General features: G+C 68.8%; 21 protein-coding genes. 15 read left to right on the plus strand and 6 right to left on the minus strand.

All coding sequences use genetic code 11. The annotated features are described in order from the left end of the window. Nucleotides 1–104: 104 nt before the first annotated feature. Complete coding sequence (locus tag QZV94_RS05865) at nucleotides 105–1271, minus strand: CaiB/BaiF CoA-transferase family protein (RefSeq protein WP_293676873.1); 1167 nt, start codon at nucleotides 1269–1271, stop codon at nucleotides 105–107. Nucleotides 1272–1388: 117 nt separating this feature from the next. Here QZV94_RS05865 and QZV94_RS05870 point away from each other — a divergent pair, with 117 nt between their 5' ends. Continuing rightward, nucleotides 1389–2642, plus strand: a complete 1254-nt coding sequence (locus tag QZV94_RS05870; RefSeq protein ID WP_293676874.1) for a TetR/AcrR family transcriptional regulator — start codon at nucleotides 1389–1391, stop codon at nucleotides 2640–2642. Between the two features lie 114 nt (nucleotides 2643–2756). Beyond that, nucleotides 2757–3257: a helix-turn-helix domain-containing protein gene (locus tag QZV94_RS05875; RefSeq protein WP_293676875.1), complete on the plus strand. Its 501-nt coding sequence runs from the start codon at nucleotides 2757–2759 to the stop codon at nucleotides 3255–3257. Between the two features lie 14 nt (nucleotides 3258–3271). Here QZV94_RS05875 and QZV94_RS05880 read toward each other — a convergent pair whose 3' ends face one another. Continuing rightward, nucleotides 3272–3970, minus strand: coding sequence for a YceI family protein (locus tag QZV94_RS05880; protein ID WP_293676876.1), 699 nt, complete (start codon nucleotides 3968–3970; stop codon nucleotides 3272–3274). Between the two features lie 148 nt (nucleotides 3971–4118). Between QZV94_RS05880 and QZV94_RS05885 the strand changes: the two genes are divergently transcribed. After that, nucleotides 4119–5918 (plus strand): ATP-binding protein, encoded by a 1800-nt coding sequence (locus tag QZV94_RS05885; RefSeq protein WP_293676877.1) that lies wholly within the window; start codon nucleotides 4119–4121, stop codon nucleotides 5916–5918. A gap of 34 nt (nucleotides 5919–5952) precedes the next feature. Here the strand turns inward: QZV94_RS05885 and QZV94_RS05890 are convergent, their stop codons facing one another. Both QZV94_RS05890 and QZV94_RS05895 read right to left on the minus strand, forming a co-directional pair. Next, the gene (locus QZV94_RS05890; RefSeq protein WP_293676878.1) at nucleotides 5953–6396 is read right to left on the minus strand and encodes a helix-turn-helix transcriptional regulator; all 444 of its coding nucleotides are present in this window, start codon (nucleotides 6394–6396) and stop codon (nucleotides 5953–5955) included. Between the two features lie 159 nt (nucleotides 6397–6555). Next, complete coding sequence (locus QZV94_RS05895; RefSeq protein WP_293676879.1) at nucleotides 6556–7515, minus strand: hypothetical protein; 960 nt, start codon at nucleotides 7513–7515, stop codon at nucleotides 6556–6558. A 155-nt stretch (nucleotides 7516–7670) separates the two neighbouring features. On the opposite strand from QZV94_RS05895, the gene QZV94_RS05900 reads away from it, so the two are divergent. The 5 genes from QZV94_RS05900 to QZV94_RS05920 all read left to right on the plus strand — a co-directional run bounded on the left by QZV94_RS05900 (nucleotide 7671) and on the right by QZV94_RS05920 (nucleotide 13047). Next, a complete protein-coding gene (locus tag QZV94_RS05900; protein WP_293676880.1) occupies nucleotides 7671–8165 on the plus strand; it encodes a GAF domain-containing protein in 495 nt (164 codons plus the stop codon). Between the two features lie 102 nt (nucleotides 8166–8267). Continuing rightward, a complete protein-coding gene (locus QZV94_RS05905; protein WP_293676881.1) occupies nucleotides 8268–9440 on the plus strand; it encodes an acetyl-CoA C-acetyltransferase in 1173 nt (390 codons plus the stop codon). 8 nt (nucleotides 9441–9448) lie between these two features. After that, nucleotides 9449–10129 (plus strand): SDR family NAD(P)-dependent oxidoreductase, encoded by a 681-nt coding sequence (locus QZV94_RS05910; RefSeq protein ID WP_293676882.1) that lies wholly within the window; start codon nucleotides 9449–9451, stop codon nucleotides 10127–10129. A gap of 125 nt (nucleotides 10130–10254) precedes the next feature. Next, nucleotides 10255–12309 carry a TonB-dependent siderophore receptor gene (locus QZV94_RS05915; RefSeq protein WP_293676883.1) on the plus strand — a complete coding sequence of 685 codons (2055 nt, stop codon included), beginning with the start codon at nucleotides 10255–10257 and terminating at the stop codon, nucleotides 12307–12309. Nucleotides 12310–12324: 15 nt separating this feature from the next. Continuing rightward, the gene (locus QZV94_RS05920) at nucleotides 12325–13047 is read left to right on the plus strand and encodes an FkbM family methyltransferase (protein WP_293676884.1); all 723 of its coding nucleotides are present in this window, start codon (nucleotides 12325–12327) and stop codon (nucleotides 13045–13047) included. A gap of 13 nt (nucleotides 13048–13060) precedes the next feature. On the opposite strand, the gene QZV94_RS05925 is transcribed toward QZV94_RS05920, so the two are convergent. After that, nucleotides 13061–13438: a VOC family protein gene (locus QZV94_RS05925; protein WP_293676885.1), complete on the minus strand. Its 378-nt coding sequence runs from the start codon at nucleotides 13436–13438 to the stop codon at nucleotides 13061–13063. Nucleotide 13439: 1 nt separating this feature from the next. Further along, complete coding sequence (locus QZV94_RS05930) at nucleotides 13440–14756, minus strand: sorbosone dehydrogenase family protein (protein WP_293676886.1); 1317 nt, start codon at nucleotides 14754–14756, stop codon at nucleotides 13440–13442. Between the two features lie 117 nt (nucleotides 14757–14873). Here QZV94_RS05930 and QZV94_RS05935 point away from each other — a divergent pair, with 117 nt between their 5' ends. From QZV94_RS05935 to QZV94_RS05965, 7 genes are all read left to right on the plus strand, one after another. After that, nucleotides 14874–16040, plus strand: coding sequence for an acyl-CoA dehydrogenase family protein (locus QZV94_RS05935; protein WP_293676887.1), 1167 nt, complete (start codon nucleotides 14874–14876; stop codon nucleotides 16038–16040). Beyond that, nucleotides 16040–17113 (plus strand): acyl-CoA dehydrogenase family protein, encoded by a 1074-nt coding sequence (locus tag QZV94_RS05940; RefSeq protein ID WP_293676888.1) that lies wholly within the window; start codon nucleotides 16040–16042, stop codon nucleotides 17111–17113. The genes QZV94_RS05935 and QZV94_RS05940 overlap by 1 nt, the downstream gene beginning before the upstream one ends. 101 nt (nucleotides 17114–17214) lie before the next feature. Then, entirely contained in the window at nucleotides 17215–18018 is an 804-nt protein-coding gene (locus tag QZV94_RS05945) for a potassium channel family protein (protein ID WP_293676889.1), read from the plus strand. A 116-nt stretch (nucleotides 18019–18134) separates the two neighbouring features. Further along, complete coding sequence (locus QZV94_RS05950) at nucleotides 18135–20276, plus strand: PQQ-dependent dehydrogenase, methanol/ethanol family (protein WP_293676890.1); 2142 nt, start codon at nucleotides 18135–18137, stop codon at nucleotides 20274–20276. A gap of 74 nt (nucleotides 20277–20350) precedes the next feature. Then, nucleotides 20351–21127 (plus strand): SDR family NAD(P)-dependent oxidoreductase, encoded by a 777-nt coding sequence (locus QZV94_RS05955; protein WP_293676891.1) that lies wholly within the window; start codon nucleotides 20351–20353, stop codon nucleotides 21125–21127. A gap of 10 nt (nucleotides 21128–21137) precedes the next feature. Beyond that, on the plus strand, nucleotides 21138–22598 hold the full coding sequence (locus QZV94_RS05960; protein ID WP_293676892.1) for an alpha/beta hydrolase domain-containing protein: 1461 nt from the start codon (nucleotides 21138–21140) through the stop codon (nucleotides 22596–22598). A gap of 109 nt (nucleotides 22599–22707) precedes the next feature. Next, nucleotides 22708–23691 (plus strand): nitronate monooxygenase family protein, encoded by a 984-nt coding sequence (locus tag QZV94_RS05965; protein ID WP_293676893.1) that lies wholly within the window; start codon nucleotides 22708–22710, stop codon nucleotides 23689–23691. The last annotated feature ends 46 nt before the right edge of the window (nucleotides 23692–23737 follow it).

Below are 23737 nucleotides of genomic sequence, written 5' to 3' on the forward strand. Positions count from 1 at the left end.
GTGCGGCGGCTCCTGGGTCCCGGCTCTCCGCTTCGCTGCGGCCGGGATGACAGGGGTTTGGAATCACCAGGCCTTCGCCGAACGACAGCGGAAATCCCGCCAGGTCAGAGGACAGCCGCAATCTCCTCGGGCGTGAGGCCGGCGGCCTCCAGGACTTCGCGCGTGTGCTGGCCGAGGAACGGCGCGGCGCGGCCGACCCTGGGCGCACCTTCCGGGAAGCGCACGGGGGCGGCGGGGGCGCGGAAGCTCCCGCCGAAGCCGTCGTCGACGTCCACGAAACAGCCCGCGAACTCAGCCAGGTCCGACTCTGCGAACTCCTTCAGCGTCGCCATCGGCGCCCAGGCCACGTCGACCTCGTCCAGCCGCGCGCCGGCTTCGGCGAGCGTCAGCTTGCCATAGCCCTCGTCGCAGATGGCGCGGACCTCGCGGTTGATGTCGAGATCGACGATCGGCGGTGCGAACCGCGGATCGGCCACCAGCTCGGGCCGATCGATCGCGATCATCACGTTGGCGAAGCAGTCCTGCGACCGCGGCAGGATGGAGATGTAGCGGTCGTCCTTGGTGCGGAAGAAGCCTTGCAGGCCGGATGGCCGGTCGTTGCGCGGCTGGGCGGTGACCACCTCGCCGTAGCGCAGCTGGAGGGCCAGGTCCCAGCTGATCACGAAGGCTCCGGCCCGGATCAGGCTGCTTTCCACCAGGCGACCCCGACCGGTGGCGTGGCGCTCGTGCAGCGCCGCCAGGATGCCGGCCACCGTGATGATCGCCGTCACATGGTCGCCGAAGCCCGCGCGCGATGTGAACGGCTCCTGATCGGGTGGGATGGTGGCGTGGGCGACGCCGGTGCGGGCCCAGAAGGCGGTCATGTCGAAGGCGGGCATGTCGGCGTAGGGCCCGGTGAGGCCGTGGCCGGTGACCGCGGCGTAGATCAGCCGGGGGCATTCGGTCTTCAGGGTGTCGTAGTCGAGCCCGAGCTTCTTCATCGAGCCCGGCCGAACGTTGGTGATGAAGACGTCGGCCTGGCGCAGGAGGGCCTTCAGCGCCGCGCGGCCCTCCGGCCGGGTCGTGTCCAGCACCACGCCCTTCTTGCCGCGATTGTCGTTGGCGAAGGTGGGGGTCTGGCCGTTCGGATCGACGAAGAAGAACCGGGTGACATCGCCCTGCGGGCTCTCCACCTTGACCACCTCGGCGCCCCAGTCCGCCAGCACCGTCGCACTGCTCGGGGCGGCCACCCAGGTCGACATCTCCACTACCTTCAGACCTTCGAGCAGCATCGCGATCTCTCCCAGAGCACCCCACGACACGTACCGGTCGTACAGACGAGCGACAACGGGCGTGATGTCGCCCGGGCGGCATAGAGCCGGCCCGCAATCTTCGCTAGAAGGGCGCAAATGACGAGACCCGACGACGTGGTGACGACGGAAATGCCCGCGGGCCGCCGCGCGCCGACGCACCGCTATCAGGCCAAGCGCCACGCCATCGTGCGCTCGGCGATCGAGGAAATGAACCGCAACGGCGTGCGGGGCATGACCCTGGGCGACGTGGCCGCCCGCCTCGCCCTCGTGCCAACCGGCGTCATCTACTACTTCAAGAACAAGGAAGACCTGGCGGCCGCCGCCTTCCTCAAGGGCCTGGAAAGCTATCAGGCGCTGCTCGCCCCCTGTGCGGACGGGGCGACCGACACGGTCCGCGTGGGCGCGTTCATCCACGCCTATTTCGAACATAGGCGCCGGATCGACCTGGGGGAGGCCGACCCGTTCCCCGTATTCAACGACGTGCGGGCCCTGAACTGCCCGCCGGTCAACGACGCCTACGTGAGCATGTTCCGCGCCTTCCGCGGCCTGCTGGCCGGCCGGGAGGTCCTGTCGCGGCGCCACCGCAACGCGCGCGCGCACCTGCTGCTCTCGGAAGTGCTGTGGATTCCGGCCTGGCTGAACCAGGTCGAGGCGGCGGACTATCCTCGCACAGCCGAGCGAATGAGCGCGGTGTTGACCGGAGGCATGATCGGGGCGGGCCACGCCTGGCCGCGCCGCCGGCCCGCGCCGGTGATGCGCAAGCCGGACCCGACCGCCCACGCCTCATGCGAGCTGTTCCTGCGCGCCGCCACCGAGCTGATCAACCAGGAAGGCTACCACGGGGCCTCCGTGGAGCGGATCTCAGCCAGGCTGAATGTCTCGAAGGGCGCGTTCTACCACCACAACGAGACCAAGGATGAGCTGGTGGTGGCCTGCTTCGAACGCACGTTCGAGATCATGTGGTCGGCGATCCATGCGGCCGAAGAGGCCGGCGGGTCCGGACTGGAGGTGCTGGCCAGCGCGGTCACGGCCCTGATCGACCACCAGACCCGCGGCCAGGCGCCGCTGCTCAGGACCTCGGCGCTGACCACGGTGCCGGAAACCATCCGCGCCGAGCTGATGCAGCGGTTCAACCGCATCTCCTATCGCGTCGCCTCGATCCTCTGCGACGGGATCGCCGACGGCTCGATCGCGCCCGTGGAGGTGAACATCGCCGCCCAGGTGATCACGGCGGCGATCAACGCCGCCGTCGACCTGCGCTACTTCACGCCGGACCTCGAACCGGCGGAGACGGTCGACCACTACGTCCGGCCCCTGTTCGAAGGGCTGTCCTCGCCTCCGGCGGCCTAGCCAAATTTTTTTGGCCATACCAGCCGTACAAAATCGGTGGATCGAACCGTACGCGCCGCACCGGCGGCGAACCCGCTTGTGTTCCGCGCGACTGATGAAACTATGCAATCAGTCATGGCCCAGTCCCACGCGCTCCGATCCGGTTGTCCGATCAACCTGACCCTCGAGATCCTCGGGGACCGCTGGAGCCTGCTGGTCCTGCGCGACATGATGTTCGGGGACCGTCGCCACTTCCGCGAGCTCCTGACCCGATCGGAGGAAGGGATCGCGTCCAACATCCTTGCCGACCGGCTGAAGAAGCTGATGGCGGAAGGCCTGATCACCCGTGCCGACGACCCCAGCCACAAGCAGAAGGCGATCTACAGCCTGACCGAGCCGGCCATACAGCTGGCGCCGATCCTGGCGCTTATCGGTGGCTGGGGTACGCGCCACCTGGCCGTCAGCGAGGAACTCTCCATCCGCGCCAAGCTGCTGGAGGCCGGCGGCCAGCCGATGTGGGACGCCTTCATGGAGGAACTGCGCCGCCGCCACCTGGGCAAGGGCGGCGACGGCCCCTCGGTGCTGGCGGAGCTGCAGGCGGCCTACGAGGCGGTCGCGGCCCGCAACCGCCCCTGACGAACGCGCTGTGCCTAGGGGGCCTTCTTGCTGGTGAACTCGGCTTCGATGGCGACGTCGACGTCGTCGCCGACGCCCATGGTCGTGCCTGGCGCCGGAAGGCCGTAGGTCATCCCGAAATCGGAGCGCTTGAACGTCCCCTTTGCGGAGAACCCGATCCGGGCGCCCATCGGGTCGTATGCGTTGGGCTTGTAGCCGCCGTTGAAGGTGGCCTCGAGCGTGATCGGCTTGGTCACTCCGCGCAGGGTCAGGTCACCGGTGAGCTTGGCGGTCTTCGGCCCGGTGGGCTCCACCTTCGTGGACTTGAACGTGATCTGCGGGAAGCGCTCGGCGTCCAGGAACTCCTTTTCGACCTTGCTGTCGAAATCCAGCGTGGCGGCGTCGGGGTAGTTGGTCTGCACCGAGCGTGCGTCGATCGTGGCGGTGACGCTCTGGGCCGCCGGATTGGCGGGGTCGAACGCGAGTTCGCCAGCGGCCTTGGTGAAGCGGAGCGTGTAGTTGGAGATGCCGAGGTGGGAGAGGCGGAAGTTCACGCTCGTGTGCGACAGGTCCAGGTAATAGACGCCCGCGGGCGCTTCGTTCGGCGCCTGGGCCTGGGCCGCGGCGGGCGCAGCGGCCGCCTTTGGCTCTGCCGCCGGCTTCGGGGGTGAACACCCGGCGAGCGTCAGGGCAGACGCCGCAGCGACGATGGCGACGAGGGGCATGGCTCTCATGGGGCCTCCAGGGGACTCGAATGCTTGGAAGACGCTCGTAGCCCTCCGCGCCCGACATGGCGCGCGGAGATTTCGCGGGCCTTGGCCGATTGACTTACGGTTAACTCGCCGCCCCTACCTTCCGCCAAAATAATCTGGGGGAACGCTGTTGGCCGACCAGGTCCTCAGCCACGGGGCGACACAGCCGCCGGCGGATGCAGGCGCGTCGCGCTTCGCGTTCTTCGCGGCGTCCTCGCGGAACTACCTTCCGCGAATTGTCTCCGCCGGATCGATGATGACCGCCGCCGGCGTCTACGTCGGCTGGGCCTGGGCCGCGCCCTGGTTCGCCGTCGTCGTGCTCAGCCTCATCGGCAACACCTACCTGGTGCAGGCCATGGGCCGTGCGGCGACACCGGTCGAGGCCAGGCGCGTCTGGCGGATCAGCACGGCGCAAAGCACCTTCTTCAGCATCCTCCAGTGCCTGCCGATCGTCGCGCTCTGGATGACGGACGAGCCGCTGGCGATGGCCTTCGCCCTCCTCGCCACCCTGGTCGCCAGTATCTATGTGCTGCTGCAGTACTACGCCGACGTGCTGCAGTACCGGCTGTTCCTCGCGCCCTATGTCCTGACGCTTTCCTTCGTCATCGGACGCCTGGTCTGGAGCGCCGGCTTCGAAGTCCAGGCCTGCGCCGTCGCCGCGTGCGCCGCCGTCACCCTGGCCAACTGCCTCTATTTCTCGCGCAAGATCCTGGCGAACTCCCGGCTGGCCCTGCGTACAGCGCGCGCCAAGGCGCAGGAGAACCAAGTCGCCGCGGAGGCGGCCAACCAGGCCAAGAGCGTGTTCCTGGCCACGATGAGCCACGAGATCCGCACCCCGCTGAACGGGGTGCTGGGCATGGCCCAGGCCATGGCCGCCGAGGAGCTGTCAGACCGGCAACGCGACCGCCTGAGCGTCATCCACCGGTCCGGCGAGAGCCTGCTCGCCATTCTCAACGATCTCCTGGACCTCTCCAAGATCGAGGCCGGCAAGCTGGAGCTGGAATCTATCGAGTTCGACCTGGGCGAGGTGGCGCGGGGCGCGCACTCGGCCTTCACCGCGCTCGCCAACAAGAAGGGCCTGTCGTTCTGCCTCGACATCGAGGAGGCGGCCGGGCGCTACCAGGGTGATCCAACACGCCTGCGCCAGATCCTCTACAACCTGATCTCCAACGCCCTGAAGTTCACCGAAGAGGGCGAGATCCGCGTTGTGGCGACGCGGGACGCCGAGACCCTGGTGCTGTCGGTGCGCGACACCGGGCTTGGCATCTCCAACGAGAACCTCTGCCGCCTGTTCGGCAAGTTCGACCAACTGGACTCATCGACCACCCGCCAGTTCGGCGGCACGGGCCTGGGCCTGTCGATCTGCCGCGAGCTTGCCCACCTGATGGATGGCGACATCCTGGTGGAGAGCGAGCTGGGCAAGGGCTCCTGCTTCACCCTGCGCCTGAACCTGCCGCGCATTGGCGACGCCAAGGCTCCGGCCGTGCTGGCGCCGGCGCCGCCGCCTGAGTTGACGTCGGCGGCGATCCGGGTGCTCGCGGCGGAGGACAACACGGTCAACCAGCTGGTCCTGAAGACCCTGCTGCACCAGCTGGGCGTCGATCCGACGATCGTCGAAAACGGCCAGGCGGCCGTCGAGGCCTGGGAAAGCGCCCAGTGGGACGTCATCCTCATGGACGTCCAGATGCCGGTGATGGACGGCCTCACCGCCACGGCGAAGATCCGCGGCCGCGAACTGGAGACAGGGCGCGTCCGCACGCCGATCATCGCGCTCACCGCCAACGCCATGGCCCACCAGGTGGAGCAGTACCTGGCCACCGGCATGGACACCCACGTGGCCAAGCCGATCGAGGCCGCCGTCCTGTTCGCCGCACTCTGCGCGGCGGTCGAAGGCGAAGGGATGGACCGGGTAGGGTCGCAGGTCGCGTGAGCCTGTTCCCTCCCAGACGGGAGGGAGTGCGGCGTCAGCTTTCCTCGGCCACCACGCGGACCAGTTCCACGATCTTGCGGCGGATCGCCGGTTCGGTGATCCGCGGGAACACCGCCATCAGTTCGATGCCCTCCGAGGAGAGCAGGAATTCCTGGGCGGAGTCCCGCTGGGCCGCCGCGCCGTCCTGGTCACCCAGCCCATCGTAGAAATAGGCCACCGGCGTGCGCAGGGCCCCCGCGATCTCCCAGAGCTTGGAAGCCGACACGCGGTTGGCGCCGCGTTCGTACTTCTGCACCTGCTGAAAGGTGATGCCGAGCGCCTCGGCCAGACGCTCCTGGCTGACACCCATTTCCTTCCGGCGCATGCGAATCCGCAGGCCGACGTGACGGTCGACCGGATGGGGCCCGTCGCCCCGACCGATGACATTGTCGCCGAGTACGGCGACTGCTTCGAGTTCGCGTTCCAATGGTTTGGTCATTTGCCCCCGACCTGGTGATGCGGGGGCCGCGCCAAACCCCGATGGCGCGCCCCCCGCTTCGGTACCTCCCCCGAGGTACGTCCTTAAGTTGAGGCGCCGTAGCGCCCATTGAAAACCCCCGCATACCCATTTTGGGGGTGTGACACGTTCTCGTTTCGGTCAGGCCGCGCCCCGCAACGCGAGAATCTCGCGTTCCCACTCGGAGAGAACGCCGAAATCCGCCAATCCGGCGAACAGGCGGTGCAGGTGCGACTGATTGTCCACCATGAACTGGACGAACGGTTCGCGGGCCAGAATCCGGCTGGGAACGATGTAGCCGTCGTTCACGCGTTCGCATCGATCCTCCTGGAGCAGGCGCGCCAGACGCCGGCGCACCGTCTCCTGGGCGATGCCGAGGCGTTCGGACAGGACCGCCGCGCGCGCCGGTTGGCGCAGGCGGTCCGGGACGAATCGGCCCGGGGACCAGTCGCCGTCCTCGCCGCCCTCGGAGTCCGGAAGGTGCTCGGTGTTGGCGTGGATCACGTCCATCATGATCAGGCCGGAAACCAGGTCGCCGATGTGCAGGTTGATCGGTTCGGCCAGCCGCAGCAGGTAGTCGGACGACAGTCGTACCGCCAGCCGGACCGGCGGATGCTCCGGATTGAACGGCGGTCCGTTCGGCCGCGGAAGGTCGTCCAGCAGACCGATGGCCCTCAGCCGGAAGTAGAGGTTGCGGACCAGGGCGTAGTGCGCCTCGGCGGCGTGGCGGAAGGCCGGGGTGTCGAGCAAGGCCGCCGGGATGATCACTCCGCGCGGGGTGGCGACGACGACGCCGAGGGCCTTCAGCGCCGCGACACGCCGCCGGGCGGTCTCGAACGGCATCCGCAGGGAGTTGGCGATCGCGCTGATGCTCACCGGCCGGCGCATATCGTCAGGCGGCGGCTGGTCGAGGGTGGCGTAGGCCCGCTGGAGGTCCGGACTGCGGTTGATCTGGGCGACGTTGGCCTGTCGGATCGCCGCCATCAGCACGCCGTCAACCACGCCGCGCCCCAACCCGGCCAGCTTCACCAGGTCCAAGGCGAACGCGTTCGCGAGGCGGGCCGCCACGCGCATGCTGCTATAGGGCGCCTCGCGCGCCATGTGGCTATGTCCCCCGACCAGCGTGTCGCCGAATAAACCACGGTCTCTGGGATTTTGCACGTGTATGCAACCCACGCGCGAGCCGAAATCGCCTCTGGCGCTCGCCGCGCGAGCGGGGCTTTGTCCGGCAGACGGCCGGCCCTATCTATCCAGCCATGGCCGAAGCGTTCAACGAGACCGTCCTGCCCACCGAGAAGGCCGAACGCTATGCGGCGGTCGCCGAGGAGATCGCCGCGGTGCTGGACGGCGAGCCGAACCTCGTCGCCCGGATGGCCACCGTCACGTCCATGCTGGCGAACAGCTTCGACCACTACTTCTGGACCGGCTTCTACGTAGTCGATCCCGCCAAGGGCGACGAACTGGTAGTCGGCCCCTACCAGGGAAGCCTCGGCTGCATGCGCATCGCCTTCGGCCGCGGGGTCTGCGGCGCGGCGGCGGCCCAGCGGCGGACGCAGGTGGTGGAAGACGTCCACGCCTTCCCCGGCCACATCGCCTGCGACGGCCGCTCGGCCAGCGAAATCGTCGTGCCGGTGTTCGACGATGCCGGACGCCTGATCGCGGTATTCGACGTGGATTCGGACCGGAAGGCGGCCTTCGACGGGATCGACCAGGCGTGGCTGGAGCGAATTCTGAACGCGACCTTCGCGTGAGGAGGGGGCTCGCGTTGTGTTACGTTGGGGCGCCTGAGTAGAGCGGATTTCGACGCGCGGCCCCTCCTCTCGTGGCGGCGCGACAGCATACGGAGCACTTCCATGGCCGAGGCCTATATCGTCGCCGCATCCCGCACCGCCGGTGGCCGCAAGGGCGGCCGCCTTCGCGATTGGCACCCCTCCGACCTGGCCGGCGCGGTGCTGGACGACCTGGTCGCGCGCACCGGGATCGACCCGGCCGTGATCGAGGACGTGATCATGGGCTGCGTGACGCAGGCCGGAGAGCAGTCCACCAACATCGCCCGCAACGCTGTGCTGTCCTCCAAGCTGCCGGAAAGCGTGCCGGCCACCTCGGTGGACCGCCAGTGCGGCTCGTCCCAGCAGGCCCTGCACTTCGCCGCTCAGGGGGTGATGAGCGGCACCCAGGACGTGGTGATCGCCGCCGGTGTCGAAAGCATGACCCGCGCCCCTATGGGCATGTCGGTGATCCTGCCGCTGAAGGCCGGCATGGGGAACCCGAAGAGCCCGAACCAGGAAGCCCGCTACCCGAACATCCAGTTCAGCCAGTTCGCCGGCGCCGAGATGATCGCCAAGAAGTACGGCCTGACGAAGGACCAACTCGACGAGTTCGGTTACCGCAGCCACCAGAACGCCATCGCGGCCACCCAGGGCGGCGCGTTCAAGGACGAGATCCTCGTCCTCGACGGCAAGGACGCCGAGGGTAACACGGTGCGCCACGACGCCGACGAAGGCATTCGGTTCGAAGCCAGCCTGGAAGCCATGAAGGGCGTGAAGCTCCTGCAGGAAGGCGGCGCGATCACCGCGGCGACATCCAGCCAAATCTGCGATGGCGCGTCGGGCGTCATGATCGTCTCCGAGCGCGCCCTGAAGGAGTACGGCCTGACGCCGCTGGCCCGCATCCATCACCTGTCGGTCATCGGCCATGACCCGGTGGTCATGCTGGAAGCCCCGATCCCGGCGACCGAACGGGCGCTGAAGAAGGCCGGCATGTCGATCGACGACATTGATCTGTTCGAGGTCAACGAGGCCTTCGCCTCCGTCCCGGTGGCCTGGCTGCAGAAGACCGGCGCCGATCCGGAGCGCCTGAACGTCAACGGCGGCGCGATCGCGCTGGGCCATCCGCTGGGCGCGTCGGGCACCAAGCTGATGGCGACGTTGCTGAACGCGCTGAAGGCCCGCGGCAAGCGCTATGGCCTGCAGACCATGTGCGAAGGCGGCGGCCTGGCCAACGTCACCATCGTCGAGCGGCTCTAGTCTCGCGCATGGCCGGACGCGTTCTGGCGATCACCGGCGCGTTCGGCGTCCTGGGCTCCGCGGTCGCCAAGGCGGCGGCGGGGCAGGGCGCGCGCGTGGCCCTGATCGACTTCGCCAGCGAAGGTCCGACGCCCGACGGCGCCCTGGTGCTGGGCGGCGTCGACCTGACTGATGCTGTGCAGGCCGGCGCGGCGATGGACGCTGTCGCCGACCATTTCGGCGATATCGACGCGCTGTTGAACATCGCTGGCGGGTTTTCCTGGCAGACGGTGCAGGAGGGCGCCTACGAAACTTGGCCCGGCCTCTACCGGCTGAACGTCCTGACCGCCATGAACGCCTGCCGCGCGGCCATCCCGCACCTGAAGCGCAGCGCGGCCGGGCGGATCGTCAACGTGGGCGCGAACGCGGCGCTCAAGGCGTCGCTGGGAATGGGCCCGTACGCGGCCTCGAAGGCCGGCGTGCATGCCCTGACCCAGTCCCTGGCCGAGGAGCTCAAGGGCGACAACGTCACCGTCAACGCGGTGCTGCCGTCCATCCTCGACACCGCCGCCAACCGCGCCGACATGCCCAAGGCCAACCCCGCCGACTGGGTGGCGCCGGACGACCTGGCGGCGGTGATGCTGTTCCTGGCCAGCGAGGCGGCCGTAGCCGTCACCGGCGCGCTGATCCCGGTGACCGGGCGCGTCTGACGTCAGACGCCCGTTACGCCAAAGGCGCACCCGCTTGTCCTAAATCGTCGCAGCCAACTGAACGGCGGTAGCTTAGCCGTTCGAAGCGGGTGACACTGGCTGTTCCTGGGAGGGAACGCCCACCAATGGGGCCCTGGATACTGATCGCCGCGGCCGCCGCGCCGCTGGCGGCGGCGCAGGCTGCCGCCCCGCCCACGCCTCCCCCGGCGTCGGCGGAGCGCGGGGTCACGGCCTATCCGCCCAGCTTCTTCGCCGACCTGAAGCCGGTGAGCGCCTACGACATGGTGATCCGGTTGCCAGGCTTCACCTTCGACAGGGGGACGATGGTCCGGGGCCTGGAAGGCGCCGGCGGCAACGTCATCATCGATGGCCATTCACCGCTCGCCAAGAACGACCCCCTGGAGGAAATACTGCGGCGCATCCCGGCCGGCTCGGTCGAACGGGTGGAGGTGATCCGCGGCGGCGCGCCCGGCATCGACATGGAAGGCCGTACGGTCGTGGCCAACGTGGTTCGCCGCCAGGAAGCGGGATTCCGCGGCTCGGCCCAGCCCTACTTCAACGCCATCTACGACGGCCGTTTCCTGCCCGGCGTGCGGTTTGAAGGCCAATGGAGCCTGCCCGGCGGACGCTCGGCCGAAGTGAGCCAGACCTTCTCCACCGGCCACTTCCCCAACGATGAAATCGGGGACGGCCATCGGCGGCGTTTCTCGGCCGCCGGAGTGCGCATCATCGATTCCGAGGTCGACGCGGATTCACACGGCCACCGCCTCCAGACGACCGGCGCCTTCGCCACCCCGTTCATGGGGGGTCAGCTGAACCTGACGGGGACGATCCAGTTCAACAAGGGCGTCACCGAGATCTACGACACCGATCGCATCGCCGGCGGGGTCGAGTACGAGAAGACGCCGAACAAGCGCGGGCAGCATGAGGCGGGGGCGCGGTTCACCCGCCGGCTCTCCGACCGGGTCACCCTGGACGCCCTGCTATTCCAGCAGTTCTTCCTGCAGGAACAACGCTCGCACTTCGAGGGTCCCGGCCTGACGCGCGACTTTGCGCTCGACCGCGACAGCGGCGAAACCGTCGGCCGCCTCCAGTTCAACATCACCCCGGTCGCGGGGGTGAAGATCGAGGCGGGCGGCGAGGGCGCCTTCAACCGCTTGGACAGCCAGACATCGCTGGCCGTCAACGGCCGGCCCGTGCCGCTGCCGGCCGGCGACGTGAAGGTCGAGGAGCTGCGCGGCAACGCCATCCTGCGCGGCAGCTGGCGGGTAAACCCGCAACTCGTCCTGGAGGCCGGCGGGCGCTACGAGGTCTCGCGGGTGACCTCCGAGGGCGACGTGGTGCTGCAGAAGTCGCTGCGGTTCTGGAAACCCCGCGCCGCGCTGACCTGGTCGGCGGACGCCAAGACCCAGGTGCGCCTGCGCGTGGAGCGGGAGGTGGGCCAGCTCAACTTCGACGACTTCGTGGCCTCGCCTCAGGTGGCCTCGACGGGGGTGATCGTGGCGGGCAACCCCGACCTCACGCCGCAGCAGGCCTGGGTCTATGAGGCCGCGGTCGAGCGGCGCTTTTGGAAGGACGGCTCGGTCGTCCTGACCTACCGCCGCTTCGACCTCACCGACGTGGTCGACAGGGCGCCGGTGTTCGGGCCGGGCGGCGAGATCCTGGCGGATGCTCCCGGCAACATCGGCGGCGGCACAAAGACCGAGATCGCCGCCGGGCTCACCGTGCCGCTGGATCGCTTCGGCCTGAAGTCGGCGCAGTTCAAGGGGCAGGTCACGTGGCGCGACACACGCGTGCTCGACCCGCTGACCGTGTCCAACCGACAGATCTCGACCCTTCATCCGGTCGACTGGGAAGCGCACTTCAGCCAGGCGATCCCGGCGTGGCGGATGAGCTGGGGCCTCGACCTGCTGGGGGGTATCCGCGAGCGTGTGTTCCGACTGACGGAAATCGAGACAAAGAAGATCTCCCCCTACCTGATCCTGTTCGTGGAATACCGCCCGGCCCCTGACCTTAGCGTCCGGGTCGAGCTGAACGGGATCAACTTCCGCGACGCCAAGCGCATCCGCGAGGTCTACGTTGGTCCGCGCAGCATGGGACGGCTGAACTTCACGGATGTGCGCGCCCTGGAGTGGGGCGGTGACCTGAACGTCCGCCTGCGCAAGTCATTCGGCAGCTGACCCGGAGGCGCCGCGATGGACATGGCCGATCTGCTCACCTTGCTCGTCGGCCTGCGCGACCGGACCGCGTGGCGCACCGACCACCCGGAATTCCCCTTCATCCATTTCTGTCTCGAACACCTGACGCGCAGCAAATCGCAGCTGCTGCAGGAGCTTTGGGTGCTCTACGAACTGGGTTCTCCTACCGGCGGATATTTCGTGGAAATCGGCGCCTGCGACGGCGTCAGCTTTTCCAACACCTACCTGCTGGAGAAGCAGTTCGCCTGGACCGGCATCGTCGTGGAGCCTTCGCGGGTCTGGTATCCGAAGCTTCGCGAGAACCGCGCCTGCGCCGTCGACGAACGCTGCGTTTGGGGAGAGACCGGCGCGAGCGTCCTCTTCAACGAAGCCTCCGTGGCCATGCACGCGACCATCGACAGCTATTCCGACGGCGACATGCACGCCGAGAGCCGCCGGGTTGGACGGCGGTACGCCGTCGAGACGGTGTCGCTGAACGACCTGCTGCGGACCTGGGGCGCGCCGGGCCGGATCGACTATCTCTCGCTCGACACGGAGGGCTCGGAACTGGACATCCTCAGCGCCTTCGACTTCGACGCCCACGACGTGCGGCTGATCACCGTCGAGCACAACTACACCGACCGTCGCCAAGCGATCTTCGACCTGCTCACGGCCAAGGGTTTCGCCCGCAAGTTCGAGTCGTTGTCGAGAGTGGACGACTGGTACGTCGCGGCCCGCTAGGAGGGAGGCCGCCTCAGGCGAGGGCGGCGAAGCGTAGCTCGTAGCCGTCCGGGTCCAGAACGGTGAAGTCGCGCAGGCCGTAGCCCCGGTCGGCCAGCGGGTGGCGGACACGCCAGCCCAGCTCCCCGGCGCGCGCGAAGAGGGCGTCGACGTCGGCGACGATGATCCGGATGTTGGCGGGGTTGGGACCGATGCTGACGCCGGCCCGTTCGGCCAGGAGCAGATAGCGCTCGCCCCAGCAGATGACGCCGAAGTCCGCCGTCGCGCGCGCCAGCTTGAAGCCGGCCGCCCGGTAGAAACTGAGCGACTCCGCCAGGCTGCGGACCGGGAGTTCGGTCACCAACTGGGCGGACAGCTCGTCGGCCGATCCGATGGGAGAGTTGGAGACCACGTCATCTTCCTTGGGCCGCCACGCGCCAGACGATGCTGCCCACATCGTCGGCCACTAGCAAGCCGCCCTTGCCGTCCACGACCACCCCTACCGGCCGTCCCTGGATCTTGTTGTCGGCGTTCAGGAAGCCGGTGAGGAAGGCCTGGGCCGGCATCTGCGGGCGTCCGTTCGCAAAGGGCACGAAGACCACGCGGTAGCCGCTCAGCGGCTGCCGGTTCCAGGAGCCGTGCTGGCCGATGAAGGCTCCGCCTCGGTACGGCGCCGGGAAGGCGTCGGCGCGGTAGAACGTGAGGCCCAGGGACGCGGTGTGTGGCCCGAGGCCATAGTCGGGGGTGATGGCCGTGGCCACCAGATCCGGCCGCTGCGGTTTCACCCGCACGTCGACGTGCTTGCCCCAGTAGCTGTACGGCCAGCCGTAGAAGCCCCCGTCGCGCACGCTGGTCAGGTAGTCGGGCGGCACGTCCGCCCCGATCTCGTCGCGCTCGTTGGAGACCGTCCACATGACCCCGGTGGTCGGCTCGAAGTCGAGGCCGTTCGGGTTGCGGAGGCCGTTGGCGTAGACGCGCGCCTGCTTGGACGCGATGTCGTAGACCCAGATCGCGGCGCGGCCTTCCTCGGCCGACATGCCGTTCTCGCCGATGTTGGAGTTCGAGCCGACGGTGGCGAACAGCTTCGTGCCGTCGGGGGTGGCGACCACATTCTTGGTCCAGTGGTGGTTGATCGGCCCGCCGGGGAGGGGGAGCACCTCGGCCCCGACGCCGGTGACCTCGGTCTGGCCATCGCGATAGGGGAAGCTCACCACCCCGTCGGCGTTGGCGATGTAGATGCGCCCACCCGTCAGCGTCATCCCGAACGGCGACTTCAGGCCCTGGGCGAAGATGTGGCGGGTCTCGGCCACGCCATCCCCATCGGCGTCGCGCAGCAGCGTGATCCTGTCAGCGCTGGGGACAGCGGAGCCCACCTTCTTCATCAACTGCTTCTGGACCCAGGCCCGGATGCCCTTGTTCGCCTTGGCGCCCTTTTCGCCAGGGCCGGCGGACTCGGCGACGAGCACGTCGCCGTTGGGCAGCGCCAGCAGCCAGCGCGGGTGTTCCAAGCCCTCGGCGTAGCGGGTGACCACGAAACCGGGCGGCGCCTGGGGCGCGGCGCCGGCCGCCCAGCCGACCACGTCGGGCACGCCGATCATCGGGATCAGCGACGTCTTCGGGGCTTTCAGGGCGGGGTCCGGGCCGAAGCCCACGAACGGGTCGTTCGAACCCGGGGTGGAGCAACTGGCCACGATCAGGGCTGCGGCGGCGATCGGCCAATGCTTCATCATCTCGCGTCTCTGTGCTCTCGCGTCCGGGCGAAGCCTAAACGGATGACGCCAGGGCGCCGTTGCGCGCCGTGGGAAATCGTATGCAGTAAGTGACAGGCCGCTGCAGAGACCCATCCCATGGACCTGACGCTCACGCCGGAGCTCACCGCCTTCCGCGACGAGGTGCGCGCCTTCCTGGCCGCCCATGCCGACCAGCACGAAGGCGGGGCGCCGAAGGACCCGAAGGCCTGGCAGAAGCTGCTGATCGACAACGGCTATGCGGCCCGCACGATCCCGAAGGCCTATGGCGGGTACGGCGCCGAGCCGGACATCCTCAAGTCCCGGATCATCGCCGAGGCGTTCATCGAGGCGAATGCGCCGCGCGGGATGGCCGGGCAGGGCATCTCCATGCTGGTCCCGACCCTCCTGGAAGTGGGCTCGGAGGAGCAGAAGACCCGCTGGATCGGGCCCACCCTGCGCGGGGAGATCATCTGGTGCCAGGGCTACTCCGAGCCGGGCGCCGGCTCGGACCTGGCCAACCTGCAGACCAAGGCGGTCGAGGATGGCGACGACTTCCTGATCTCGGGGTCGAAGATCTGGACGAGCACCGCGATGCAGGCCCAGATGATCTTCTGCCTGGTGCGGACCGAGCCCAAGGCCGCCAAGCACGAGGGCATCTCCTACATCCTGTTCCCGATGAGCACGCCGGGGATCGAGGTGCGTCCGCTGAAGTCCATGACCGGCCAGGCGGAGTTCAACGAGGTGTTCTTCACCGACGTCCGCGTGCCCAAGGCCAATGTGGTAGGCGGCCGCGGCCGGGGCTGGTTCGTGGCCAACACCACGCTGAAGCACGAGCGGGGCATGCTGGGCGACCCCAACGCCACCGAGGCGCGGCTGAAGTCGTTGATCGAGCTGATGCGCCGCGAAACCGTCGACGGCCAGCGGATCATCGACAACCCGATCTTCCGCGACCGGCTGATGCAGCTTCAGGCGCGCGTGCTGTCGATGAAGTTCAACGGCCTGCGGACCATGACCGACGACACCGCCGGCCTCGCGCGGATGGTGGTGAAGCTGCAGGGCTGCGAACTGAACCACCAGGTGGCGGCTCTGGCGATCGACGCTCTCGGTGAGCTGGGCATCCTCTATCACGATGGGCCGCACCTGCGCGCCAAGGGCAATTGGCAGCGGAACTACATGTTCGACCTGGGCCTGATCATCGGCGGCGGCACCGCCCAGATCCAGAAGAACATCATCTCCGAACGCGGCTTGGGCATGCCGCGCGAACCCAAAGTGGTGGAAGCCTGATGCGGTTCGCGCTCTCCGAAGACCAGACCCTGTTGCAGGACAGCCTGAGCCGCACGCTGGCCGACCTGTCGCCGCTGGAGCGCGTGCGCCGGTTCGCCGACGAGAACCAGGCCGCGGCGCCGGACATCTGGGCCGGCTTGTCCGAGCTCGGCCTGCCGGGCCTGCTCGTCCCGGAGGAATACGGCGGCCTGGGGCTCGGCCTGGTCGAGGCTGCGCTGGCGGCGGAAGCCCTGGGCCGGGTGGTGGCGCCGACGCCGTTCCTGGGGTCGGCCGTGCTGGCGCCCCTCGCGCTGATGCTGGCGGGGACCGACGAGCAGAAGTCCCGCTGGTTGCCGAAGCTGGCGTCGGGCGAGGCCATCGCCGGCGTCGCCATCTCCGAGCCCATCGCCGGCGCGCGCGAGAACGCCGGCGTCGCCGCCGCGAACGGGCGGGTCACCGGCACCGCGCTGTTCGCCCTGGACACCGCCGGCGCCGACCTGCTGATCGTCGCCGACCGAACCGGCGGCCTGCACCTGACCCAACTGGCTCATTCCGCCGAGCCGATGCCCTCGATCGACGCCACCCGCCCGCTCTGCCAGCTGACCTTCAGCGACACGCCGGCGGAGCCCCTGGCGTCCAACCAGGCGCTGGAGCGCCTGCGCGATGCGGCCTGGGTCATGCTCGCGGCCGACACGCTGGGCGCCGCCCAGTCGATGCTGGACAAGGCGGTCGCCTACGCCAAGGAGCGCAAGCAGTTCGGCCGGACCATCGGCTCGTTCCAGGCGGTGAAGCACCTTTGCGCCGAGATGGCCGCCGAGCTCGAGCCGGCCCGGGCGCTCGTCTGGTACGCCGCCTACGCCTTCGACAAGGCGCCGGACGAAGCGCCGTTGATGGCCGCCCACGCCAAGGCGCACCTGTCGGAGATCGGCCGCTTTGTCGCCCGGACATCGACGGAGGTGCACGGCGGCATCGGCATGACCGACCTCCTAGGCCTGCACTACTGGTTCAAGCGCATCGGCCAGAACCGCCAACTGCTGGGTGGCCCGGAGCGGGTGCGGGAGACCGCGGCCCGGCTGCAGGGCCTGATCGCCTAGTCAAGGTTCGGGCTGTCTTGTGATCCCTCCGGCCCCGCGCGAGGTTAGCGGGCGAGGACCGGACCGGCGCGGGCGCCAGTGTTCATGGGGAGTGAGGCGACGTGACGGGCGCTGGCGAGGCGGGCGACGGGCGGCGGGCAGGGCTCCGGCGCCTGCGGGGCCGGCTGCACGAGCTCTACCACGGCAAGTCGCGGCGGGCCGTTCGCTTCCGGCTCTGGATCATCGCGATCGACCTGCTGCTGATCGCCTTCTTCATCGCCGCGCCGTTCCTGCGGGACTACCCGGCCTATCTCTTCGCTGACTATCTCGCCGCCTTCGTCCTGACCCTGGACATCGGCGCGCGCGCCATGGCCTACCCGACCTTGCGCGACTGGATCCGCCGGCCGAGCGTCTGGATCGACCTGTTCGTCCTGCTGACGCTGCTGTTCCCCCTCTGGCTGTTCAACCTGGCCTTCATGCGGGTGCTGCGGCTGTGGTCGCTGTTCCACAGCGACCTGTTCTGGGAGACCATCGGCCGGCGCTATGACGACACCCGCTGGGAGGAGGTCGCCAAGACCCTGGCGACGCTCGTCACCTTCGTGTTCGTCGCGACCGGCTTCGTCTACGCAAGCTTCGCCCGCGCCCACCCCGGTATCCAGGGCTACATCGACGCGCTCTACTTCACCGTGACCGCGCTCACGACCACCGGCTTCGGCGACATCATCCTCCCCGGCGCCTGGGGCAAACTCCTGACCATTGTGATCATGATCAGCGGGATCACCCTGTTCGTGCGCCTGGCGCAGACGCTCATCCGTCCTCACAAGGTGCACTTCACCTGTCCCACCTGCGGCCTGCTGCGCCACGACCCGGACGCGGTGCACTGCAAGGCTTGCGGCGTGCTGTTGAATATCCCGAACGAAGAGTAGCAGGGCCCGCGCCCTTGGCGCTCGGCCCCGCATCGTTCCGGTGGTTGACGGCCCGAGGGGAAGGCCGCTCTGCTTGCGCCAGGCCGCCATACGACAGCCGGGTTCGGGGGAAGCGAATGCACAGGTCCTGGGTCGCGGGCGCCGCGACCATGCTGATTGCCGCTGCGGCCCTGGCGGCGACGGCCGCGGGCGGGCCCCAGGTGCGCGGAGCCGCCGCCGTGGATACCGCTCGCCAGCTCGCCGCCGACCAGGAGCCGGGGACCTGGATGTCCTCCGGCCGCACCTACGACGAGCAGCGCTACAGCCCGCTGACCGGCATCAACAGAGACAATGTCGGCCGCCTCGGCCTGGTCTGGTACGGCGACGTGGACACCGAGCGCGGTCAGGAGTCGACGCCGGTGGTGGTGGACGGCGTGCTCTACATCACCACCGCATGGTCGATGGTGAAGGCCTATGACGCCGCGACCGGCGAGAAGCTGTGGGAGTACGACCCCCAGGTGGACCGCGCCGTGGGCCAAGTGGCTTGCTGCGACGTGGTCAACCGTGGCGTCGCCGCCTGGAAAGGGAAGATCTACCTGGGCGCCCTGGACGGCCGGCTGATCGCCCTGGACGGACGCACCGGCAAGGTCGTGTGGAGCGTGCAGACCACGGACCCGACCCAGCCCTACACGATCACCCAGGTCCCGCGGATGGTGAAGGGCATGGTGGTGATCGGCAACGCGGGAGCGGAGTACACTTGCCGCGGCTACGTCACCGCCTACGAGGCCGAGACGGGCAAGCAGGCGTGGCGCTTCTACACGGTGCCCGACGAGCCCGGGAAGCCGACCACGCCGGAGCTGGAGGCGGCGCGCAAGACCTGGAACGGGCCGTTCTGGAAATTCGGCGGCGGGGCCACGGCTTGGGACTCCATCGTCTACGATCCCAGGACCAACCTGGTCTTCTTCGGCACCGGCAACGGGCTCTCCTGGGCGCCCGACATCCGCAGCCCCGGCGGCGGGGACAACCTGTTCACCGCCTCGGTGATCGCGGTGAACGCCGACACCGGCAGGTACGTCTGGCATCATCAGCTCGTGCCCAGCGACGCCTGGGACTACGACGTCACCAACCCCTTGATGATCGCCGACCTGAAGATCGGCGGCCGCGTGCGCCACGTGCTGATGCAGGCGCCGAAGATCGGCTTCTTCTATGTCTGGGACGCCAGGACCGGGAAGCTGATCTCCGCGGAACAGTTTGCGCCCGCCAACTGGGCCACGAAGATCGACCTGAAGACCGGCCGGCCGGTGGAGAACCCCGCCGCGCGCTACACCGTCGACAAGGCCTCGCTGGTCTATCCCGCCCCGCTGGGAGCCCACAACTGGCACCCCATGTCCTACAGCCCGCGGACGGGGCTGGTGTACCTGCCGGTCACGGAGAACAACACCGGGTTCCAGCAGCTGGCGGCCGACAAGTTCAAGGTCAACGCGCGCACCTACAACACCGGCACGATCTCGGGCTCCGCCGAGATCACCAAGCTCTACGAAGCGCCTGGCGCGCCGCCGCGGGGCAATGTGAAGAGCTATCTGCAGGCCTGGGACCCGGCAGCCGGCAAGGAGGTCTGGCGGGTCGACCAGAAGGACTTTGGCCCGGCCGGGACCATGGTCACCGCCAGCGACATCGTCTTCAACGGCAACTGGAGCGGCGAGTTCGCGGCCTATGACGCGCGCACGGGGGCAAAGCTGTGGTCGGCCCCGACCCAGGCCAATGTGGTGGCCGCGCCATCGACCTACACGATCGCCGGACAGCAGTACGTGGCGGTGCTGGTGGGCGCGCGCGGCCTGCCGAAGGGCCAGGTGAGGACCAATCCCCTGAGCGCCAACAACTCGCGCCTCCTGGTCTACAAGCTGGGCGGGACCGCGAGCCTGCCGACGGCGGCGACCAGCGGCCCCTCCACCATCACCACCAAGCTGGACCCGCCGCTGTTCACCGGGACCAACGAGCAGGTGATCGACGGCCAGGGCTCCTACGCCCGCGTCTGCGCCGGCTGCCACGGGCCGAACGCCGCGGCCGACAAGTCCATCCCCGACGTGCGGTATTCCACGACGTTGCGCAGCATCTCCGACTGGAACACGGTGGTGATGGACGGCTCGCGCGCCAGCCGTGGCATGGCGGCCTTCCGCGGCATCATCGGCCGCGAGGAGTCGGAGAATATCTTCCACTACGTCATCAGCCAGGCCAACAAGGACAAGGCCGCCGAACAGGCCAAGGCGGCCCGGCCGTAGACGCTGAACGAAGCGCTGGACTCGCGTGGCGTCACCCGCTCAGACCGAAGGCAACGCTCGGCTGGAGACCTCAGATGACCGACTACCCGCTGCCCAACTTCTCGGTGGACCTTTCGGGGCAGACCGCCCTGGTCACCGGGGCCTCGTCGGGCCTGGGCCTGCGCTTCGCCAAGGTGCTGGCCGCGTCCGGCGCCAAGGTGGCGCTCGCGGCGCGGCGGCTGGACCGCCTGGAGGCGCTGGCCGCCGAGATCAAGGCGGCGGGGGGCCAGGCGGTGGCCATCGAGATGGACGCCACCGACGCCGACCAGTTGATCGGCGCGGTGGAGAAGGCCGAGAAGGCGCTGGGGCTGGTCACCATCCTGGTCAACAACGCCGGCATCCCCGACGCCCAGCGGGCGCACAAGATGTCGATCGAACTGATCGACCGGGTGCTGGACATCAACGTGCGCGCGCCCTGGATCCTGTCCTGCGAGGTGGCCCGGCGGCTGCTGGCGGCGGACAAGCCCGGCCGCATCGTCAACATCGCCTCGTCGGCCGCCTATTCCTACGGCGGCAACGGCGCGGCGCTCTATTCGGTGAGCAAGTCGGCCGTGGTCCGGATGACCGAGACCCTCGCCGTGGAGTGGGCCCGCAACCACATCAACGTCAACGCCATCGCGCCCGGCGCCTTCGCCTCGGAGATGATGGACGGCATGCTGGCGCGGATCGGCGACTTCTCGGCGACCACGCCGCGCAAGCGGATCGGCGACCCCGCGCAGCTCGATTCGACGCTGCTCTACCTGTGCTCGCCCGCCTCGGACGCGGTCACGGGGACCTCGATCCGCGTGGATGACGGGCAAGGCGGGCGATAGGAGAACGACGATGGGTGCGATGCACAACCTATGGCGGCTGGCGGCTGGCGCCGCCCTGGCCATCGGCCTTGCCGGCGCTGCGATCGCAGCGCCGCCGAAGGTCACGGCCGTGGCCGGCGAGCCGACACTGGCCCTGGCCTCGTTCGACCTGAAGGCGCTCGGCTTCGTGGTCGAGGAGTACTTCCTGGCTGGTGACGCGACCTCCTACAAGCCGGTGGGTCCTCAGGGCCCGGACGGCAAGTGGCAGGCGGCGGCGGCGGGCACGTCGCCCTACGTCACCCGTCTCGTGGTGGTGCGTCCCGCCGATCCGAAGCGGTTCAACGGGACCGCCGCGGTCGAATGGCTGAACGTAACCCCCGGCCAGGACATCAGCCCGGACTGGTCGTACACGCACCGCGAGCTGATGCGGTCCGGCTACGCCTATGTCGGCGTGTCGGTGCAGAAGGTGGGCATCGAGGGCGGTCAGAGCATGGCGGGCCCCGGCGCCGGCCTGAAGAAGATGAAGCCTGAACGCTACTCCGGGCTCAGCCATCCGGGCGACGCGTTTGCGTTCGATATCTACTCGCAGGCCGGCCGCGTGGTGCGCGGCGGCGCCGTCCTCGGCCCGCTGAAGGTCAAGCGCATGCTGGCGCTGGGCGAATCCCAGTCGGCGATCTTCATGACCACCTACGTCAATGCGATCGACCCGCTGGACAAGGTCTACGACGGGTTCTTCGTCCACTCGCGGTTCGGCGGCGCGCCGAGCGTGGATGCGGCGCGAGGCCCGATGCAGCAGGCCCAGGGCGTCCGGTTCCGCCCCGACCGACGCGCGCCCGTGATGGCCGTGCTCGCCGAGACCGACATCACCAGCCAGGGCGGCTGGTGGACGGCCGAGCAACCGGACGACGCCAAGCTGCGGGTCTGGCAGATCCCCGGCGCCGCGCACGCCGACACCTACATGCTCCAGGTCGCGGCCAACGACTCCGGGCAGGCCCCGATCGAGAAGCTGGCGGACCTGTGGAAGCCGACCGCCACGACCGTCGTGGGGCGGCTCGCCAAGCCGATGAATTCCGGGCCCCAGCATCACTACGTCGCCCAGGCGGCCCTCGCCCACCTGGAGACCTGGGTGCGTACGGGCAAGGCGCCGCCGAGCGCGCCACGGGTAGAGACGACGCCGGGGGCCGCAAGCGCGCCGCCGACGCTGGTCCTCGACGCCAACGGCAACACCAAGGGGGGCATTCGCACCCCGTGGGTCGATGCCCCCACGGCGAAGCTCTCCGGTTTCGGCAATTCGGGCAGCGGGTTCGCCTTCCTGTTCGGCACCACCGAGGCCTATGACGCGGCGACGCTTCAGCGGCTGTATCCGGGCGGCAAGGCGGACTATCTGAAGGCGTTCGACGCGGCCCTGGCGAAGGCGGTAAAGGCCGGTTACATCCTGCCTGCCGACCAGAACGAGGCGCGCGCCGTGGCCGCGGCGATGTACCCCGGCTAGGCCGGTCATGAATTCACGCCGCGCCGCGGTTGGCGCCGCGGCGTCAGGCTTTGCAAGTTCGCGAAAATGCCGTCCGATGACGGCAACACCCAAGGGATAGAGGGACGTCATGATCAAAACCCGCCTCACCGAGATGTTCGGGGTCGAGACACCGCTGGTGATGGGCGGCATGACCGGCGTGGGCTACGCGCCGCTGGTCGCCGCCGTCGCCAACGCCGGCGCGCTCGGCTTCATCACCGCCCACCACTCCCAGTCGGCCGAGGAGCTGTTCGCGGAGATCAAGAAGTGCCGCGACCTGACCGACAAGCCGTTCGGCGTGAACCTGACGCTGCTGCCGTCGCTGAACCCGATCCCGTATGACGAGTACCGCCGCGCGATCATCGAGAGCGGCATCAAGATCGTCGAGACCGCCGGACGCGCGCCTACCGACCACCTGCCCGACTTCAAGGCCAACGGGGTCAAGGTCATCCACAAGTGCACCTCCGTCCGTCACTCGGTCTCGGCCGTGAAGCACGGGGTCGACGTGATCTCGATCGACGGCTTCGAATGCGCCGGCCACCCGGGCGAAGACGACATCGGCCTGATCGTGCTGCTGCCGGCCACGGTGGACGCGGTGGGCGATATCCCGGTCATCGCCTCGGGCGGTATGGCTGACGGGCGCAGCCTGATGGCGGCGCTGATGCTGGGCGCCGAAGGCGTGAACATGGGCACCCGCTTCATGGCCACGAAGGAGTGCGCCATCCACGAGAACGTGAAGCGCAAGATCGTCGAGAACACCGAGCGCGACACGCTGCTGACCAACCGCACCCTGCGCAACACCAGCCGCGTCGCGCGCAACGCCGTCTCGGAGGAGGTGGTGGCGATCCAGCAGGATCCGACGAAGACCATCGAGGACGTGCGCCACCTGGTGGCCGGGTCGCGGGGTCGCGCCAACGTGCTGGGCGAGGGCGACACGGACGGCGGCATCTGGACCGTCGGCCAGAGCCAGGGCCTGATCCACGACATCCCGACCTGCAAGGAGCTGGTGCAGAACATCATGCGCCAAGCCGAGCAGGTTGCGGAGCGGCGCCTCAAGCTGGGCATCGCGGCCTAGAGCTCACCGCGCTCCCCCGTCCGCCTCGGCGGGCGGGCGGGCCGGA

It is taken from the genome of uncultured Phenylobacterium sp. (assembly GCF_902826855.1).
GTDB lineage: Bacteria > Pseudomonadota > Alphaproteobacteria > Caulobacterales > Caulobacteraceae > Phenylobacterium.

Excerpts from the sequence above, each read along its gene's own strand:
- QZV94_RS05915 (WP_293676883.1), top strand. The coding sequence starts at position 10,255 with ATGGGGCCCTGGATACTGATCGCCGCGGCCGCCGCGCCGCTGGCGGCG.
- QZV94_RS05930 (WP_293676886.1), bottom strand. The coding sequence starts at position 14,756 with ATGATGAAGCATTGGCCGATCGCCGCCGCAGCCCTGATCGTGGCCAGT.
- QZV94_RS05880 (WP_293676876.1), bottom strand. The coding sequence starts at position 3,970 with ATGAGAGCCATGCCCCTCGTCGCCATCGTCGCTGCGGCGTCTGCCCTG.
- QZV94_RS05920 (WP_293676884.1), top strand. The coding sequence starts at position 12,325 with ATGGACATGGCCGATCTGCTCACCTTGCTCGTCGGCCTGCGCGACCGG.
- QZV94_RS05875 (WP_293676875.1), top strand. The coding sequence starts at position 2,757 with ATGGCCCAGTCCCACGCGCTCCGATCCGGTTGTCCGATCAACCTGACC.
- QZV94_RS05900 (WP_293676880.1), top strand. The coding sequence starts at position 7,671 with ATGGCCGAAGCGTTCAACGAGACCGTCCTGCCCACCGAGAAGGCCGAA.
- QZV94_RS05890 (WP_293676878.1), bottom strand. The coding sequence starts at position 6,396 with ATGACCAAACCATTGGAACGCGAACTCGAAGCAGTCGCCGTACTCGGC.
- QZV94_RS05870 (WP_293676874.1), top strand. The coding sequence starts at position 1,389 with ATGACGAGACCCGACGACGTGGTGACGACGGAAATGCCCGCGGGCCGC.
- QZV94_RS05895 (WP_293676879.1), bottom strand. The coding sequence starts at position 7,515 with ATGGCGCGCGAGGCGCCCTATAGCAGCATGCGCGTGGCGGCCCGCCTC.
- QZV94_RS05965 (WP_293676893.1), top strand. The coding sequence starts at position 22,708 with ATGATCAAAACCCGCCTCACCGAGATGTTCGGGGTCGAGACACCGCTG.
- QZV94_RS05910 (WP_293676882.1), top strand. The coding sequence starts at position 9,449 with ATGGCCGGACGCGTTCTGGCGATCACCGGCGCGTTCGGCGTCCTGGGC.
- QZV94_RS05960 (WP_293676892.1), top strand. The coding sequence starts at position 21,138 with ATGGGTGCGATGCACAACCTATGGCGGCTGGCGGCTGGCGCCGCCCTG.
- QZV94_RS05935 (WP_293676887.1), top strand. The coding sequence starts at position 14,874 with ATGGACCTGACGCTCACGCCGGAGCTCACCGCCTTCCGCGACGAGGTG.
- QZV94_RS05905 (WP_293676881.1), top strand. The coding sequence starts at position 8,268 with ATGGCCGAGGCCTATATCGTCGCCGCATCCCGCACCGCCGGTGGCCGC.
- QZV94_RS05950 (WP_293676890.1), top strand. The coding sequence starts at position 18,135 with ATGCACAGGTCCTGGGTCGCGGGCGCCGCGACCATGCTGATTGCCGCT.
- QZV94_RS05955 (WP_293676891.1), top strand. The coding sequence starts at position 20,351 with ATGACCGACTACCCGCTGCCCAACTTCTCGGTGGACCTTTCGGGGCAG.
- QZV94_RS05865 (WP_293676873.1), bottom strand. The coding sequence starts at position 1,271 with ATGCTGCTCGAAGGTCTGAAGGTAGTGGAGATGTCGACCTGGGTGGCC.
- QZV94_RS05940 (WP_293676888.1), top strand. The coding sequence starts at position 16,040 with ATGCGGTTCGCGCTCTCCGAAGACCAGACCCTGTTGCAGGACAGCCTG.